Genomic DNA, 16,981 nt, shown 5'->3' on the forward strand with positions numbered 1-16,981 from the left:
CCTATCTCTCCTTTTGGACTATGGTTTTACCAGATATATTTTTAAGCATCTCAATAATAATTTCTGAGCAATAATTCGCAGCAGTTTTCGCGAAGTCATCATAAGAAATTTGAGCTTCATCATCTGCGCTGTCAGAAATACATCTTATAATGAGAAACGGTATATCATTTATATAGGCAACATGTCCAATTGCTGCCCCTTCCATTTCTGTACAATGAGGTGCGTATTCGTCTATTAATTTCGCCTTTAACTTTGAATCTTCAACAAAACATTCACCGCTGACAATTCTTCCTTCATGAACTGCAATCTGTAAACTACTACTAATACAAGCTTTACGTGCTAACTCTACCAATTCCTTACTTGCAATAAATTCCTCTTGGAACGGAAATAAGTTTTTCATTTGAGTTTTACTTACATCATGATGAGTAACATTCGTTGAAATAACTATATCGCCGACTTTTACATCTGAATGTAATCCGCCAGCAACGCCCGTATTAATGATAGAGTCTACATCAAATTTATGAATTAATGTTTGCGCGCATGCAGCTGCATTTACTTTCCCTACACCAGAACGTGTAATAATTACTTCTATTCCCATGAATTCTCCAATATAAAAAGGCATTCCCGCTATTGTCTGTTCTTCTTGTATAACTAGTTTTTCTAAAAGTAAATCTATTTCAATTTGCATTGCTCCAATAATGCCGATTCTGTTCATGTATGTAGTCTCCTCTTTATTTATAAGTCGGCCAATATATTATGTAATACACCATAATTTTCAGCTATCCAATTCATTTCATCTGCAAAGCGTGAAGGTGGTACACTATGCTGATCCATATTGGCATGGATCCACCAAGTACTCTCCATGTACCAAAGCATTTGAATTGCCCGAACAATATTCCCTACTGGAAAGTCTACTTCATTTCGGTACCCTTCTAAAAATGATGCAACAAGACTCTTATTTAATACTCCGTCACTTAATGCGCACGATATAACTACACGGCCAATATCTAACTCTACATAATCGTAATCCATGCGATCAAAATCAAGAATCGCTGATACTTTATCATTAAGAAACAAGAAATTATCTACCCATAAATCACGGTGCACCCATCCCCGTTGGCTATTATGAAATTGTTCTGTATTTACCAATTGTGTTGCTTCTTGCTGTAATTTTATATAAGAGAGAATGTGCTCTTTTCCTAGCTTCTCTACTTCTCTCATTTTTTCTTCCCAATGTTTCAATCTCGCCTCTTTAGTAGGTGGAACAAATTTAGGATTTTCTCCTTTTATTAAAGAGCCATCATTTAACAAGTTATGCATATAACCTATCGTCTGACCAAGAGAGTGAATTTCCTTTTGATTCACTTTTCCTGGTGAAACTAAGCTACCTTCCTTATGTTCTAATACTATAAATCTTTCATCACTTTTTGATATATGCATTACATTATTTTTATAAATTAATACCCTTGGACAACTTACACCATTATTATGTAATCTTTGCTGTTGTTGTAATGCTTGTATTAAAAGGTCTGAGTTATACATTTTGTACCGTTCTTGATTATATTGCTTTAATACAAAATCCCCTGCATCCGTTTCGAGTTTCCACTTCAAATTTAGCCAACCACGATGAATAGGTATTGCATTTCGAATTTTAAATTCAAATAAAGTTTCACATTCTACTTTCAGCTCTTGAAAAATCATTGTAGCTTTTTCATTAGATAACGGCTCTATCATCTTACTTGTCCTTTCTTAGCTTGGCATTCCTTTCACTCTCTCTAACATAACCGACAATAAAAATTTCGGAAGTACAAGTTGCCTCTTCAATCTTTTCGGCTGTGAGAGTAACCTATACAGCCATTCAGTTCCAGTATCCCTCATCATTTTCGGTGCTCTTTTTACAGTACCAGATACTATATCAATCATGCCTCCGATACCAATAGATAGCGGAACGTTTAATGTTTGTATGTTTTCATAGATGAACTCTTCTTGTTTTGGTGAACCTAGTCCTACGAGTAGTAAATGCGGCTTGAATTGCTTAATTTTTATTTTTATTTTTTCTATTTCTTCACCATTTACAAATCCATGCTGTCCTTTAAACTGTGCTCCTGGGAACTGCTCATTTAATTTTTCTAATGCCTTTTTATTACTTTCTGGAGCGGCTCCAAAAAGAAAGACACGATATTCATTGTCGTTACAATATTTTATTAAATCGTGAGTTAAATCCGCCCCAGTAACACGTTCTTTCAAAGTTCCTTTTAATATTTTCGAGCCAATTATGACACCAATCCCGTCCGCTGTTATTAAATCCGCAGATAGTAACATCTTTTTAAACTGCTTTGATTTTTCCGTATTTTCCTTTGCAGACATAACAATTTCAGGATTTGCAGTTACTACAAACCTTGGTTTCTCTTGTTGTTCATGTATCCAACCTTTTAATAAACTTATAGCTTTTGCATATTCTAAAGTTGAAAAAGGTATACCTTTTATAAACTGTTGATCCACTATACTCTCCCCTTACATAAGCTGCAAATATTCATCAATGTCTTTAGAAATTTGAATAAAAGCCTTATTCCAAAATTCATAATTTCTTATATCTATTTCAAAATATTTTTTCATAAGCTCCTCTACTGGAGCCTTTCCTGTTTCTCTTAAAAACTCTTTATATTTCGGATGAAAAGTACTTTTACTTTCTTGAGCTATTTCTAATAAACTAAAACTTACTAAATATCCAAATGTGTATGGATAATTGTAAAAAGGAACATCTGCTATATAAAATTGAATATATTTCATCCATACAAACGGCTGGTATTCACTTAAAGAATTTCCATATGCTTCTTTTTGTGCCATTATAGATAATTTCTCAATTTCATCAGCACTTAATGGACCCTCTTTACATTTTTCATAAAATGTTTTTTCAAACTGATACGATGCTCGTATTGCCATTACATAATTAAAACTATTTCTTATTTTCCAGCTAAGCAATGCCTTTTTCATATCTTTACTATCAGTTGTTTCAATTAGATAATTTAAGAGTACCGTTTCAAAGAAAATAGATGCTGATTCAGCCGTACTCATCGGCAAATAATCATCTAAAAAAGATGTAGATTGTTCAAAACTCATATTATAAAAATGCCAAGCATGTCCTAATTCATGAGCGAGCACTCTTACACTATCTATACTCCCATCATAACGCATGGAGATTCTCGATTCTTTCTCACTGAAAAATGGAGCACAAAACCCACCTGGTGGTTTATTCTCTCTCGGTTCAGCATCTATCCATCCACTTTCTATCGCATTACGTGCAAATACTGCTAATTCTTCATCAATATTCTTACATGCATCATAAACGTTTTGTACTGCTACTGAAAAAGGAATAGTAACCTCATTACTTTCCTTTACTGTCATAAGTTCATGCCATGTAATCGAAGCTTTCCCTTTCTTATACACGCTTAAAGCACTTACTAATTTATCAAGGTTTTCTTCTGTCACATTCCACATTTGTAATAATACAGTTTCTGAAATGCCATTCGCATGAAAAGATTGTGTTAAAATCTCTCTATCTTCTATTTCATTACTCTTTATATTACGTAATCTCCCTATTTGATTTAATACAGTAGCAAAGATTTCTTTTTCTTTATTTAATGCATTTGTAAGTAACTCGAATAATTCTAATCTTTCCTTTTCATTATCACTATTCATTGCAATGTTATTTGCTTGTCCAAATGATAATTGTTTGTTATTGTGCGCTATTTCTATCCTATCCCGTAATTGTATGTACATATTTTCCCACGCATTAAGTTCATCTTTTATTAACTTAGTATTATCTGAAGTTTCCACTTCATTATGTTTTATTACTTGCTGTACTTCACTTTTTAGTTCCTTCACTTTCACAGTCAATTTAGTAAGGTCAGATGAAACACTTTCTTCAACCGATTGACAGTACAAATAGTATTCTGCTTTTTCAATAACTTGTATAAGCTTTGAAAGAATCTCTACATCTTTTGTTACAAAATATTGCTCTTTCAACTCCAAAATCGGAAATAGAATATCCTCATTCAAATACAGTCGATTTAAATCCCATCTAGCAATTTCTTGCATTTTTATAGCCGCCTCCTATTTTTACAAATAGTTACAGATATTTCTCCCTACACAATTATATATGAAATGACAAAATTTCGATATCATTAAATATTCAGATTCCTATAAATACATTCTTATTTATACTCTTTTCTTCTACCATTAAGTATCATTCCACATATAAAAAATACTCCCTCTACAAGATTGCATTTGATATAGGAAAACTTCAAAGATTTTATCTTCATCAATACCATAACGACCGATTATCACAGATTAAAAAATAAAAAAGGATTGATCAAAAGATCAATCCTTTACTCTACTTCATTTAAGAAAAATAACGTTATAACGCCAGGTCCTGTATGTGCTCCGATTGCTGCACCAATTGTATTTACGATAAATACTTCACAGCCAAATCTTTCCGTAATTAATGCTTTTAATGCTTCAGCTGTTTCTAAATCGTCACCGTGAGTCATACCGATTGTTTGACCTTTAAGGTCTTTACCACGCTCTTCCATAATATCAACAATACGGCTTAATACTTTCTTTTTCCCTCGTACCTTTTCAAGTGGTACAAGTTTTCCTTCTTCCACGTTTAAGATCGGCTTAATGTTTAGTAAACCACCGATAAAACCAGCTACTTTACTTAAACGTCCACCTCTAACAAGGTACTGTAAGTCAGCTACAGTGAAGATGTGCTCCATATGGTTCATTAGAAAAGCGACACGGTTTAAAATATCTTCTTTTGATGCGCCATCTTTTGCCATTTTAGCAGCTTCTAAAACGACAAGACCTTGACCAAGCGAAGCACATTTCGTATCAATAATTTCTAAATCTAAATCTACATATGTTTCTTTTACTTCCTCTTTAATGACAACTGATGATTGATATGTACCAGACAGTTCAGATGAAAAAGCTAAATATATACAAGGATTACCTTCTTTTGCATAAGAAACAAATTTTTCTTGGAAAGTTTCAAGTGAAGGCAATGACGTTCTATAAACAGCGCCTTCTCTCATTTTTTGCAATAATGTAACTGACTCTAATGTTACTCCATCTAAATACTCTGTTTCTGCTTCATCATATACACGGAGTGGAATTAAATCAATATCATATGCTTGCAGCAATTCTACTGGTAAATCCGCCGCACTATCCGTAATGATTTTAACACCCATTTTTAAACCTCTATTCTGTTATAAATATAAAATAATAAAATAAAAATAGTACTTTTAAATTATATACGTAAAACTTAAATGAAGAAAGGAAAACACTTTATATTGTATGCACTATTCTTCAAAACTTGAACTATTAATGAAAATGATTCTATTTTAAACACCTTTTTCTTATTATTTTTCTATAACACGAATAATTTTATAAGTATTTTGTATCATTATATTTTGATTCTTTATCTTAATATAATCTTTTCAAATTCATACTGTTTAAAATTTAAAAGCCAAATCCAATAAAGGAAATGGCTTTTAAATTTTCATAAAATAACCAAAATTTATTTTCCATCACATTGTTCTCATTATTATTTTGGCGATGTTAAATATTAGTCCAGTTATGATTAATATTTATAGCCTGTACTATAATTAAAACAGTGAATATTCACCTGTAAGAATCACTAGATAAAAAACAAGTTAAACATTTTATAAAATATTTAATTTTACTAGTAAAGCTAATAAAATTTGGAGAAGAATTTGAACATTTACTGCTATGTCTGTATCCGTAGTCGTAACTGTAACATTTCTAGAATTTCTAATAACAGTTTCTTGTTTATTAATTTGTTTAATAGATGATTTTTGAAACAATTCTTGTGCTACACGGTCAGCTTTTTCACTGTCTGCTATAGAAACACTTATTATAACCACAATAGCTGCTTGTAATGCTGCTTGAATAGATAAAGCAGCTTTTGTATCTGTAGTAGTAACTTCTACATCTGCTGAATCTACAATTGTAATAGATTCTTCAGAAATTTGGTACGTTTTACTTTCTTGCGCAGCTGCTTCTGAAACGCTAGCATTTTTAAAAGACGGATGAGGATTTGAGGAATCTAATGCACTCCACTTTTTATTTTCATCTGAATGACATGTTTTGTCCATACGTTCACCCCCTTTCAATCTAAATAATTATTAACTTGTGATTGTATTTCAGAAACAATACTTTTAATTTGCTGCTTTTTTTCTGGTGATAAATTTTTTAGTTTTTCTTCATTGATTCCATGCCTATTAAAAATATCTGAGAGTAAAAGGTCTATAATTATATTCTTTTGATCCTTATCAAACTTAAAGGAAGAAAATTTATTTAAATCATCCATTTACAATGTTCACTCCTATCAGTTTCCTATAAAAATTTCAAATAACTACCAGCATTATATGCATTTAAATAAAAATTGCTTGGACAAGTAACTTAATCTTCTATTTTCACTTCTTTTTACTAATAAAATCAAAAAGCTGTCTTCTAATACGAAGACAGCCTTCCTTTACTTCACATATATAAGTTTTATTCAATGTTAAATTATAAGTTCACCTTTGTTATTGTGTAGTTTTCCACACTTAATTTCCCATTAATCTTGAATATTAATTCAGTCATAATGAGAAGTCCAAGCTTGTACCACATATTACAACAAAAAAATATTTACTTAGAGTGAACCCTTATAGCTAAATATAAATGGGATAGACACTTTATAAAATATTTAATTTAACTAGTAACGCTAATAAAATTTGAAGGAGAATTTGAATATTCACTGCAATATCTGTATCAGTAGTTGTTACGGTTACGTTTCTGGAATTTTTAATAAATGTTTTTTGTCTATTAATTTGTTTAATAGATGATTTTTGAAACAATTCTTGTGTTATTTTATCTGCCTTTTCACTATCTGCTATAGAAATACTTACCACAACCACAATAGCTGCTTGTAATGCAGCTTGGATAGATAGCGCAGCTTTTGTATCTGTAGTAGTAACTTGTACATCTGCTGAATCTACTATTTCAATATATTCCTCAGAAATTTGATCGATTTCATCTGTTTGTATAGCTTCTTCTAAAAAATTTGCATTTTTACTAAATGAATAATAATTTAATGATTCGCAATCTTCTTTTTTTGATTCACAGTCCTCTTTTTTTGGCTCACAATCCTCTTCTTTTGGCTCAGGAACTCGTTTTTTCGGCTCAAACTCCCGGTTTAATGGATCCCGATTTTTCTTTCGTCTACAAACTTCACATTCACACATAAAATCACCCCTTTTAGTCTTAAAAATTAGCAATATTAAAATATTGACTAACTAATAGCATTTTATGTATTTTTTTAAAATTTGTTTGGACAAGTAACTTAATCTTCTACTTCTTTTTCTAATAAAAAAAGCTGCCTTCTAATAAGAAGACAACTTTCTTTGTGACTACTCTAGAATAGATTTCATACAATATAATTGTTCCTTCCTTATAACCTGAGTTCGTCACTTTAGTTATAAAAATGTGGGTATATCCTATAACCTTTTTTAGGGATCATCCATAATTTATTTCATAAAAAGTGCTTTGTTTTACTGAAAGGTGGTTGCGGAAACAACCGCCTTTTTATTCGGAACAAAATAAAACTTTTATATAAAAGGCCCATAATTAAATACACTAAACTTCATATGATATATTGCATCCTTTCTTTTTAGAATGAGTAGTCGTTACTGAAGGGCACTTTTCGAAGTGCTCTTATCTTTAATCTCCCTCTTTTTCAGGAAGAGTTTTTTATTAAATCCTAATATGATTTGTATCAATAAGGCTGGCGATTACCACATTTCCTTAATAGCTTCAATGAATACAGTAGCTACTAATTAAAATACCCCTATGATTTTCTCTACACTTAAACAATCGTGCGTTATCGAACACATGAACTATTTTTTATTTTGACTATGTAACACTAAATTCACAACATTATTATCCTATATTTGGTGAAGCCTACATTTCAATGCCAGCAATCCCACACTTTTAACTAATAACTTAAACAAATGTGCTATCTCAAGGTTCTTTTGATATAGTATGTTATGTTCTATATAATGAAGAGAGCGCTAGTATTTCCAAGGAGGATGTATATGAGTATTCAATTGGCCACATCTAACGATTTAGAATGGGTTAATAATCAATATGACTCAATAGGATTTGTAAGAAGTGATTTAAAGAGAGATAAAGTTGCAATTATTACATATAACAATGAGTATGCAGGTGTTGGACGATTAGTCCAAATAGATGCAGATACTTTAGAAATGGGTGGAATTTTTATTCTGCCTCAATTTAGAGGGCTACAATTAGCTGGTGAGCTTGTTTCATTTTTAGTGGAAACTGCGAGAAAATCACAAATACAAGATGTATATTGTCTTCCTTTTGAGGAATTAGAAAACTTTTATAAGAAATATGGCTATACTGAAGTCGATACTACGAAAGAAGCAGTCCATCCAATTATTATAAAAAAATATAATTGGTGTTTGGAGAACTACGAAAAACACGTTCTACTATTTAAATTGTAAATGTAATAAAGCGAAACTTTAATCAGTGGGGGTTTTACTGCCCGTTAATGCGGGATAACAAAGTATATTCTCAATCGTTTTTCTATCAGTACTCCTAATCGGAACCTAAGGATTAATTAAAGATATTTTATCTCTCCTTTTATAAATGGCTGATTAAAACTTAATGTTCCGTCAATACTATAGTAACATGATTGTATTTCTCCATTCTCCCTTGGAGAGGAGCAGTAAGCTTTTGCTAGCTGCTCTTTTATTTTTTCAAAAAGTCACATAAATATCTTTAATTCCAAACATTCAAAAGATAAAATGTGATAAGATTGTTATGAAGATATTTACCAACTAATAAATGCGCCCTAGACTTACGTACTAGGGCGCATTTATTTTTTAGTATGTAATTCCTTCACTCATCTATTATCCACAAAATAAGTATCATACGCTTTATCAAAAACATATCCTAACTTTTCTGCTAGGTTAGCAGATGTAGTATTCGCTGCGTCCCAGTTTGGATACTTTCCATTTTCTAAGCAATCCAATATAAGAGCTGCACTAACTACAGTTGCCAAACCTCTTCTTCTATGATTGTGATCAGTCGCAACTTCAATTTCAATTCCATCATTATAAATACTATACGAGGATGCACCACATACAACTTCTCCGTTATATAAAATGCTATAACCTATACCACGGTTTATATAATCTTCTACCGACTGAAATTGACTTGTAAAATCTTCGGAGATCTTATGTAATGTAGGGCTATTTGCGATATGCTCATCTATTCTTTTTAACTCATATCCTTTTGGAAGTGTTGATATAAAAGATTGTAATTTTGAACGATTAAAAACTTCTGGATTTCGTTTGAATTTATAACGTAAAAACTTATCTATTTTTCTTTCATGGAATGTTTCTAGGCGTTGTTTCCACTCTTCACTATTTACGATAACTAAAATTCTTTCTGGAATATTACGTAATAACTCTTCTGTTTCTTGCACATTTGGGTCTCCAGCGTAAAATGTGAAAATTCCTACCGTAACTTGTGCTAATGTTGGATTTTCAAGATCATTTACCCAAGCAGTACCCATATGTCCTTGTAAATAAGAAAGTAAAACAACGTTATTGAAATCATCAAACATAGAAACTAGTTTTTTTCTTGTACGTATATTCGCTTCATATATCATTTACATTCCCGCCTTCTTTAAAATCAATCGTATTCTAAATATTTAAGATTCAATATATATAATTTTTCAATAAACCACTTACCATATAAGCAAACACCTATTAAACTAAAATTTTATATAATTATAAATTATTCACAAATATAAAATTATTATAACATCTAATAAAAAAAGAGTATCTCACTTTTTAAACTTTAGAATATACATCGTGTATGTATAAACCCTCAACATAATGTATGAGGATTTATCAAAAAATGCGTTATAACTCCTTCTTAGAAATAAAAGATTCCGTCTCACCGTTCTTATATACCTTAGTCAATTTAACAACCGATTTGTACGTGTTATCGTCATCCTTTATCATTTTTTTCAGCTCTTCTATTTCAATATTACCAGTTCCACTCTCTACTTTTAAACAATTTGAAATGTTTAAGTATCCACTAGATGCGAAAAGAATAATGAATGTAATATCAGGAAAATTAATGAATAGTATTCCAAACTTCAAAGGGTTCGCAGCAGTATCCGATAAAACTAATCGAAAATCTAACAGTTCAGGTACTTGAACAAAATCCTTAGAAACAATTGCTTCACCTACGATTGCAACTTGCTTTACTATATTCCCAAGTTCATCTGTAAATTCAGTACATATAGGTGCATCAATTGTTTTCGCTTGTAAAGATAAATTTAATTCTGGATCATGAAAATCGAAAAAGATTGTGCTCCCCTCTGTTAAACATTGCGGGCACACATTTCCTAGCAAGCTAAAGTCCTCTTCAATATATTTAACTTTCGATTTGCAACTACAAACTTTTCCTATTCGGATTGCATCAATTTTTGAGCAATCTACAAATATAACCTCACTATCTTCTTGTACAAATGATACAATCCCTTTCATCACATTAAACGAAAGAAAATAGGATACAACGATTTCGTTTCCTGCTATTACAATACTTTCAACTTTAGTATACGGTTCTAGACTTTGTAAAAATTCACATATACTATTTTGGCAACATCCACAATCACGTTTCGGCTCACAATCCACTTACACTCCATCCCTTCTTTATATAGAATAGCTAATACATATATATGAAAGGAAAACAAAAAAGCTTGGACAATATAACTTTAACGTAGGAATATCGTTACCTATTCATAATATTAGTAAGGGAATTACACCAATAATGAGTAATAACACATAATTTTTACTATAAATACATATAACAATTTCATCTTTCATGAAAAAAACGTTATAATGAAGTGTAGCCTCTACGATTACGTTATAAAGGAGATTAAAACAATGGCTAAAATTAAAGTATACCAAGTAAAAGAAGAAAATATGGAAGCAGTAAAAAACATCATTGATGTTGAGGAACAAAACCCAACTGCTGAAAACTTACAAAATCTATACGCATGTGTATTAGAAACTGAAGATATGGCATTGCCTGAATCATACATTGAAGAAGATATCTTAATTGATTCTATGGAAGTTATGGTTAACGCTTCTCAAAGCAAAGTAAGAGACTTAGGTGCATACGATGTAATCGAAGTTCAAAACAAAGGTAAGAAAACACAAATTTTATTACTTGCAGACGAAGAATACGAAATTATCGAAGGCTAATCTAACACCATACATATGAAAAAGCTCCTTTCCAATTGGAAAGGAGCTTTTTCATTACGCTTTTGATGTTTCGCTCTTTTTATTCTTTTGTTGTTTCTTAATTACCATGCGCTCATTTCCCATAAAGAAAATGAATATGAATGCTAATCCAGCTGGTACCAATGCCCACATGAACGTTTGAACAATTGAACTAGAAAGAGCATCAATAATCTTATCTAATATTTGCGGAGGGATTTGAGATCTTGCCGATTCTGATAAAATGGCTCTTGAATCCCCTAATGTGTTTGTATTCATTCCCCCGCTCATACCTTTAAATGCTTCTTCTAATTGATCTTGGAAACCTGTTCTTTGAATCATTCCGAAGATTGTAATACCAAGTGTCATACCTAATGAACGAATGAAATTACTCGTCGAAGTCGCAGATCCGCGCTGTTCCATACCGAAGTTGTGAATAGCTGCCATACTTAGTACAGAGAATGAGAAACCGACTCCAAATCCGATAATGATCATATACACTGTTAATAATGCACGACTTGTTTCTGGCGTTAATGTGCTTAATAAAAATAGTCCAATTAGCATAATAACCGCAGAAATGATCATAATGTTTCGGTAGCTAAGCTTTGTCGTTAAAAAACCACCTAACTGCGCTGTTACGACTGAGCCTAACATCATTGGTAAAAGTAATAATCCTGAGTTTGTTGCAGTGCCACCGTATACACCTTGAATAAATAATGGAATGTATACAGTTGCTGACATAAATGCAGCTCCGTAACATAAAGCAATAATTGTACTCATTCCGAACAAACGTTGTTTAAACATCTCAAATGAAATGATCGGTTCTTCTACTTTACGTTCAATAAAAATGAATGCAATAATTAAAATAACGAATCCACCAAATAAACTTAAAATAAAGTTAGAATCCCAATCATACTTTTGTCCGCCAAGTTCAAGCGCAAACATTAAAGAAACTACTGCACCAACTAAAGTAATTGCGCCAAACCAATCAATTTTTTGCTTTCTATGAACTCGTGACTCTTTATAAAAGAATGTAATAAAAATAAGTGCTAAAACGCCAAGCGGTAAGTTAATATAAAATACCCAGTGCCAGCTTATGTAATCTGTAATATACGCACCAAGCAACGGACCAAAAATACTTGATAAACCAAATACTGCTCCGAATAAACCACCCATTTTCCCGCGCTTTTCAGGAGGGAAAATATCAAAAACGATAGTAAACGCGATCGGCACTAATGCCCCGCCGCCAATACCTTGAATGGCACGATAAATCCCTAACTGTGTAATATTTTCAGCAGTACCACAAAGCGCCGAACCAATCATAAAGACGATTAAACCGAAAATAAAGAACCTCTTTCTACCATACATATCTGATAGTTTTCCGAATATCGGCATACCTGCCATTTCTGCGACCATATAGGCAGAAACGACCCATACAAAGTTTTCAAGGCCTCCTAAATCACCAACGATTGTTCCCATCGCTGTTACGACAATGGTATTATCCATTGATGCCATTAAAATACCTAGCAATAAGCCCGCTACAACAAAGCCGAGCTTATTATTCTTTTCAACCATAACCTTGCTCTCCCTCGTACTACTTATATTTGTTTATGTTCCTTTACGACTGCATTACCTTTTTGATTAAAACTAGTATGATATTCTACAACACTAATTTCACATCCAGGACCAATTGTAACATTATTTCCTCTTACTACTTCAGCAATCGTATGCTCTAAATAAATCTCATCTCCTTCAATGATAGACGTTTGGAGGCTTCCAGCATGATTTGTAAATGGAATAAATCTCGCTTTTTTACGAACGGTAATCTTCTTACCGCCAATTTCTCTTACTTTGCTACCTTCATAACGAAGTGAAATTTCAATATTTTCAGCATTAAGTAATCCATCACTTTCAAGGCCACCAGTTAGTGACAGTTCTTCAACTTCAATATCTCCTTTTACATTTAAAGCGCCTTTCACATCTACGAAATCACCAGTTAATTTCCCCTTAACTTCTATCATACCTCTTACTTTTATTTTTTCAATATGAGCATCACTATGCATTTGTGTATTTCCGTATACTTTTACATATTCCGCATCTACATTTCCTTGTACTTCACTATCTCCATACACGACATAACTTTTCACTTTCATATTACCGCACACTTCACTCGTGCCGTACGTTTTAAATTCATTACAGCTCATGTCATTAGAAATCGTTCCTTCACCGCGAATCTTCACTTTATTATAATCTCCGCCTGCTGAACTACCAGAACCATTAACAGTAAGACTATGTTGATGTTCCATATCATTTTCTCCCTTCCATTAAATCTGCTTCATTTCTTTTACATTTGCGCTTTTATCAACAGTAAGAACACCCGTATATTCGATCAGTTCAATCTCACAGTTCGGTCCTACCGTAACATTATTTCCTCTTACCGTTCTTATGTGAGCATAATCAATATCGATATTGTCACCTTCTAATAGTTCAGCCTCTAATTGCATACCAAATACTGATTTAAACAGCCTACTAAAAGTACTTAGTCTATGTTTTACTTTAATCGTTTGACCACCAATTTCTTTCGCTCGACATGTACCGTGAATATTAATATTTATTTCATCAGCGCTTAGTAATCCACCAATTGTAAATTGTCCTTCTGAAGAAAACGTATCCACTTCACAATTACCATCAATTGTCGCTTGACCATTGACTTTAAATTCTTCACCAGTGACATTTCCACCTACCGTACCTTTTCCTGCAATTTTCAAACTGTTTGCCTTCACATCTTGCGTAATTGTTGCTTTTCCATCAATTCGCATCGTTTCAGCATGAACTGTACCGTCGATTTTACCTGATCCACTAATTCTTGCATTGCTACTTTTCAAATTTCCAGTAACGGCACCGTAACCGTTACATTCAAATTGGTCACATTCAACATTTCCATTCACAGTACCTTTTCCGTTTAATTGCACTTTATGAAACTCGCCACCATTCGATGAACCGTAACCATTTATAATCAAATTATCTGTACGCATATTTTCTCCTCCACTACAACAATTTCGTTTTTAATGCTTCGGTATATTTCATAATCGCTTCGCGTAAAACGATTTTAGTGCCTTTTTCAAAAATTAAATCTTCCACGTTTGAAACTAATAAACATGTAGAAATCCCTAACTTTCGTACAATGATTAAATCACAAGTTTTATGTTTAATTGCTTCATAATTTTCACGTACAACTTGCAAGATCATTTTTCCTTCTTCTAAACTAATATCTCCCGATTGTAATAATTCTTCTAACATGTACACATAAAGAATATCTACAAATTGAAACTCTGCTGTTTTATTCGTTTGTTCTATGAAAAATTGTAAAACTGGTTCTGATGCAATCCCCTTACGTAAAATGTCTTCCTTTGTTAAAAGAATTTCCCTCACACTCGGTGAAAACATATTCGCTAGTTCATCAAGTGATAAATCCTCTTTCATCGTTTGGATTTTATCAATACGCTCTAATATCTTTTCTTTCGGAAAAAATGTCTCTTGACCCGTGAATGTTGACTTTCGTACAAACCAATCTTCCGGTATTAAATTTTTTCTTTTCCACCTATATAACTGTCCGTATGAAATGCCAGTTAGTTCTAATAAATCTTTTTTTGAAATCAAATCTGTACTCAACTGTATAACACTCCTTCCTGATAACAATGTAACATAACACTGTTACGCTGTAAATAGACTTTTATCACAAGTAGCGTAACAATGTGTAAAACAAACATATTCCTACATACAAAAAAGGCTCTTACACATCTTATGAAAATGCGCAAAAGCCCTTATATATCAAGATTTAAACCAAATATTATAAAAATCAATCCAACCTTGTGAATTAATCATTATATTTTGGACTTTTTCATGTGTACTTACCTCTTGTTTATTACGATACAAAGGAATAATATGAATTTGACGTAACAAAGTATCCTCAATATCGCGTAACAATGTAACTCTTTTCTCTAATTCTTCTTGTTTAAAATAAATAGACAACTTTTCATAAAAGTCCATGTTGCTTTGTCCATGAATAAAACTATTTTTTGTAAGAAACATATATAATAGACTATCTTCTATTCGTTCGCTTATTGTGGCACTATCATGCATCATATCAGCCTTTTGTATCGTACTTACTTCCAATAGCTCTTCTATATCAAGAAAATTATTTTCTACACGAATCCCGTACTTCGCACACTCTTTTTGTATCCATTGTGCATCTTCAACATGATCTCGTCCTGTAAATGTGTAGAGCTGTAGCACTTCATTATGATAAGTACTCCTTTTAATTAAACTTTCTACATCTTCCTCAATCTCTACAATGCTTTCACCTGCTAATATTAGTTTCTTTGCCACTTCTCCACGTTCTCCGCCGAGTTCTTGAACGATTGTATAACCATGAATGATTTTATATAACGCTTTCCGAAATAACTCATCTTGCATTGGTCCTTCTTTCGTAAGATTACATGTTATATATGTCACGTTCGACTCAAGCCGAGACAATTCTTTATTATGTTTTTCTTTATCTTTATACTGCGCCTTTACTAAAACATCATATGTACTTACACCTTGTTCTACATTCCACAACTCAACACGATCTAAAAAAGGTCTTTCACGAAAATATAAAGGATGACCTTCTAAAATGAACAGATTTTCATTACTTTTATATAATTGAAAAGACCCTGTTCCAATTAGCTCTCCTGCTTCATCTTCATTCACGATAGAACACTGTTCTGCACTTATCATATGTAAAAACATTTTATTTTCCGTTTGTAATTGAATTTCGACAACGTAGTCATCCACTGAACGGATACTTTCAACGTGTTGTAACATCCATGCGTGTGCATTATTTTCCAGATTCATAAATCGATTCAATGAGTATATAACATCATGTGCAGTAAGTTGTTTTCCATTATGAAAGTGAACTCCTTTTCGTAAATAAAACGTCCATATTTTTTCAGCGTCATTATATTCCCAGTGAAATGCAAGTCTTGGCTCTATAATGTTTGTATTACCGTCTACATACACGAGTGTGTCGAATATATGTTTTACCATATGACATTCTGAACGCATTGTAGCGTATACAGGATCTAATATGATATCTAAATTCATTTGTACTTGCAACCGGAGTACATCTCTTCTCCCTTCAGATGTCATTTCAATCTTATGACCAAATATTGAATCTACCCAGCAGTGATATTCTCCCTTTACTGACGGAAAATGTGAGCTATAGCGTTCCACAAATACGCTTCCGCTTTTCACATCCCCTTTTTTCGTTATTTCTTTTCCTCTATCTAAAATTAAAGACATCGGGTGCTTTTGAAATATTAACTTGGAACGATTTCCCCTGCCGCGACCTGGAAACCACTTGATCCAATTTAACTCATCTAATTTTTTTATAATTAATTTACTATTACGCTCTGTACAAAATAATGTTTCAGATATATTTTGCACTGTTACTTCCAATCGTTCTCCCTCTTTTTTCCCTTTTCCATAAGCAATCCATAGTTCAATATATTGATCTAAAATAAACATCATAATCCCCCTAAAAGGTGAAAAATACT

17 protein-coding genes are annotated in these 16,981 nt (G+C 32.3%); 2 read left to right on the top strand and 15 right to left on the bottom strand.

Annotation, left to right across the window (positions count from 1 at the left end):
* Nucleotide 1 precedes the first annotated feature (1 nt).
* From MHH27_RS14615 to MHH27_RS14650, 8 genes are all read right to left on the bottom strand, one after another.
* Nucleotides 2-715 (bottom strand): 5'-methylthioadenosine/adenosylhomocysteine nucleosidase, encoded by a 714-nt coding sequence (locus MHH27_RS14615; RefSeq protein ID WP_001079715.1) that lies wholly within the window; start codon nucleotides 713-715, stop codon nucleotides 2-4.
* 20 nt (nucleotides 716-735) lie between these two features.
* Nucleotides 736-1,734, bottom strand: coding sequence for a phosphotransferase (locus tag MHH27_RS14620; protein WP_000572384.1), 999 nt, complete (start codon nucleotides 1,732-1,734; stop codon nucleotides 736-738).
* 15 nt (nucleotides 1,735-1,749) lie between these two features.
* A complete protein-coding gene (locus MHH27_RS14625; protein ID WP_000372650.1) occupies nucleotides 1,750-2,502 on the bottom strand; it encodes a WecB/TagA/CpsF family glycosyltransferase in 753 nt (250 codons plus the stop codon).
* 12 nt (nucleotides 2,503-2,514) lie between these two features.
* On the bottom strand, nucleotides 2,515-4,098 hold the full coding sequence (locus MHH27_RS14630) for a M3 family metallopeptidase (RefSeq protein ID WP_097946198.1): 1,584 nt from the start codon (nucleotides 4,096-4,098) through the stop codon (nucleotides 2,515-2,517).
* A gap of 290 nt (nucleotides 4,099-4,388) precedes the next feature.
* Nucleotides 4,389-5,249 (bottom strand): DegV family protein, encoded by an 861-nt coding sequence (locus MHH27_RS14635; RefSeq protein WP_000538280.1) that lies wholly within the window; start codon nucleotides 5,247-5,249, stop codon nucleotides 4,389-4,391.
* A 474-nt stretch (nucleotides 5,250-5,723) separates the two neighbouring features.
* Nucleotides 5,724-6,176, bottom strand: a complete 453-nt coding sequence (locus MHH27_RS14640) for a spore coat protein (RefSeq protein WP_000361677.1) — start codon at nucleotides 6,174-6,176, stop codon at nucleotides 5,724-5,726.
* Between the two features lie 14 nt (nucleotides 6,177-6,190).
* Nucleotides 6,191-6,391 (bottom strand): spore coat protein W, encoded by a 201-nt coding sequence (locus tag MHH27_RS14645; RefSeq protein ID WP_000342253.1) that lies wholly within the window; start codon nucleotides 6,389-6,391, stop codon nucleotides 6,191-6,193.
* Nucleotides 6,392-6,758: 367 nt separating this feature from the next.
* Complete coding sequence (locus MHH27_RS14650) at nucleotides 6,759-7,307, bottom strand: spore coat protein (RefSeq protein WP_098211122.1); 549 nt, start codon at nucleotides 7,305-7,307, stop codon at nucleotides 6,759-6,761.
* 849 nt (nucleotides 7,308-8,156) lie between these two features.
* Between MHH27_RS14650 and MHH27_RS14655 the strand changes: the two genes are divergently transcribed.
* The gene (locus MHH27_RS14655) at nucleotides 8,157-8,588 is read left to right on the top strand and encodes a GNAT family N-acetyltransferase (RefSeq protein WP_000027160.1); all 432 of its coding nucleotides are present in this window, start codon (nucleotides 8,157-8,159) and stop codon (nucleotides 8,586-8,588) included.
* 401 nt (nucleotides 8,589-8,989) lie between these two features.
* Here the strand turns inward: MHH27_RS14655 and MHH27_RS14660 are convergent, their stop codons facing one another.
* Both MHH27_RS14660 and MHH27_RS14665 read right to left on the bottom strand, forming a co-directional pair.
* Entirely contained in the window at nucleotides 8,990-9,760 is a 771-nt protein-coding gene (locus tag MHH27_RS14660) for a GNAT family N-acetyltransferase (protein WP_340943075.1), read from the bottom strand.
* Between the two features lie 256 nt (nucleotides 9,761-10,016).
* Complete coding sequence (locus MHH27_RS14665) at nucleotides 10,017-10,796, bottom strand: BC_2878 family exosporium-associated protein (protein ID WP_071714224.1); 780 nt, start codon at nucleotides 10,794-10,796, stop codon at nucleotides 10,017-10,019.
* Between the two features lie 252 nt (nucleotides 10,797-11,048).
* On the opposite strand from MHH27_RS14665, the gene MHH27_RS14670 reads away from it, so the two are divergent.
* Nucleotides 11,049-11,369 carry a hypothetical protein gene (locus tag MHH27_RS14670; RefSeq protein ID WP_001062742.1) on the top strand — a complete coding sequence of 107 codons (321 nt, stop codon included), beginning with the start codon at nucleotides 11,049-11,051 and terminating at the stop codon, nucleotides 11,367-11,369.
* A gap of 54 nt (nucleotides 11,370-11,423) precedes the next feature.
* Here MHH27_RS14670 and MHH27_RS14675 read toward each other — a convergent pair whose 3' ends face one another.
* From MHH27_RS14675 to MHH27_RS14695, 5 genes are all read right to left on the bottom strand, one after another.
* Nucleotides 11,424-12,959, bottom strand: a complete 1,536-nt coding sequence (locus MHH27_RS14675) for an MDR family MFS transporter (RefSeq protein ID WP_000229635.1) — start codon at nucleotides 12,957-12,959, stop codon at nucleotides 11,424-11,426.
* 23 nt (nucleotides 12,960-12,982) lie between these two features.
* Complete coding sequence (locus MHH27_RS14680; protein WP_000401031.1) at nucleotides 12,983-13,690, bottom strand: polymer-forming cytoskeletal protein; 708 nt, start codon at nucleotides 13,688-13,690, stop codon at nucleotides 12,983-12,985.
* 18 nt (nucleotides 13,691-13,708) lie between these two features.
* The gene (locus MHH27_RS14685) at nucleotides 13,709-14,419 is read right to left on the bottom strand and encodes a bactofilin family protein (RefSeq protein WP_001258371.1); all 711 of its coding nucleotides are present in this window, start codon (nucleotides 14,417-14,419) and stop codon (nucleotides 13,709-13,711) included.
* Nucleotides 14,420-14,432: 13 nt separating this feature from the next.
* Nucleotides 14,433-15,056 carry a YhbD family protein gene (locus MHH27_RS14690; RefSeq protein ID WP_071714223.1) on the bottom strand — a complete coding sequence of 208 codons (624 nt, stop codon included), beginning with the start codon at nucleotides 15,054-15,056 and terminating at the stop codon, nucleotides 14,433-14,435.
* Nucleotides 15,057-15,215: 159 nt separating this feature from the next.
* Nucleotides 15,216-16,952: an ABC transporter substrate-binding protein gene (locus MHH27_RS14695; RefSeq protein WP_340943080.1), complete on the bottom strand. Its 1,737-nt coding sequence runs from the start codon at nucleotides 16,950-16,952 to the stop codon at nucleotides 15,216-15,218.
* Between the last annotated feature and the right edge of the window lie 29 nt (nucleotides 16,953-16,981).

Origin of the sequence: Bacillus sp. FSL L8-0152 (genome assembly GCF_038006365.1) — a bacterium.
GTDB classification, from domain to species: domain Bacteria; phylum Bacillota; class Bacilli; order Bacillales; family Bacillaceae_G; genus Bacillus_A; species Bacillus_A cereus.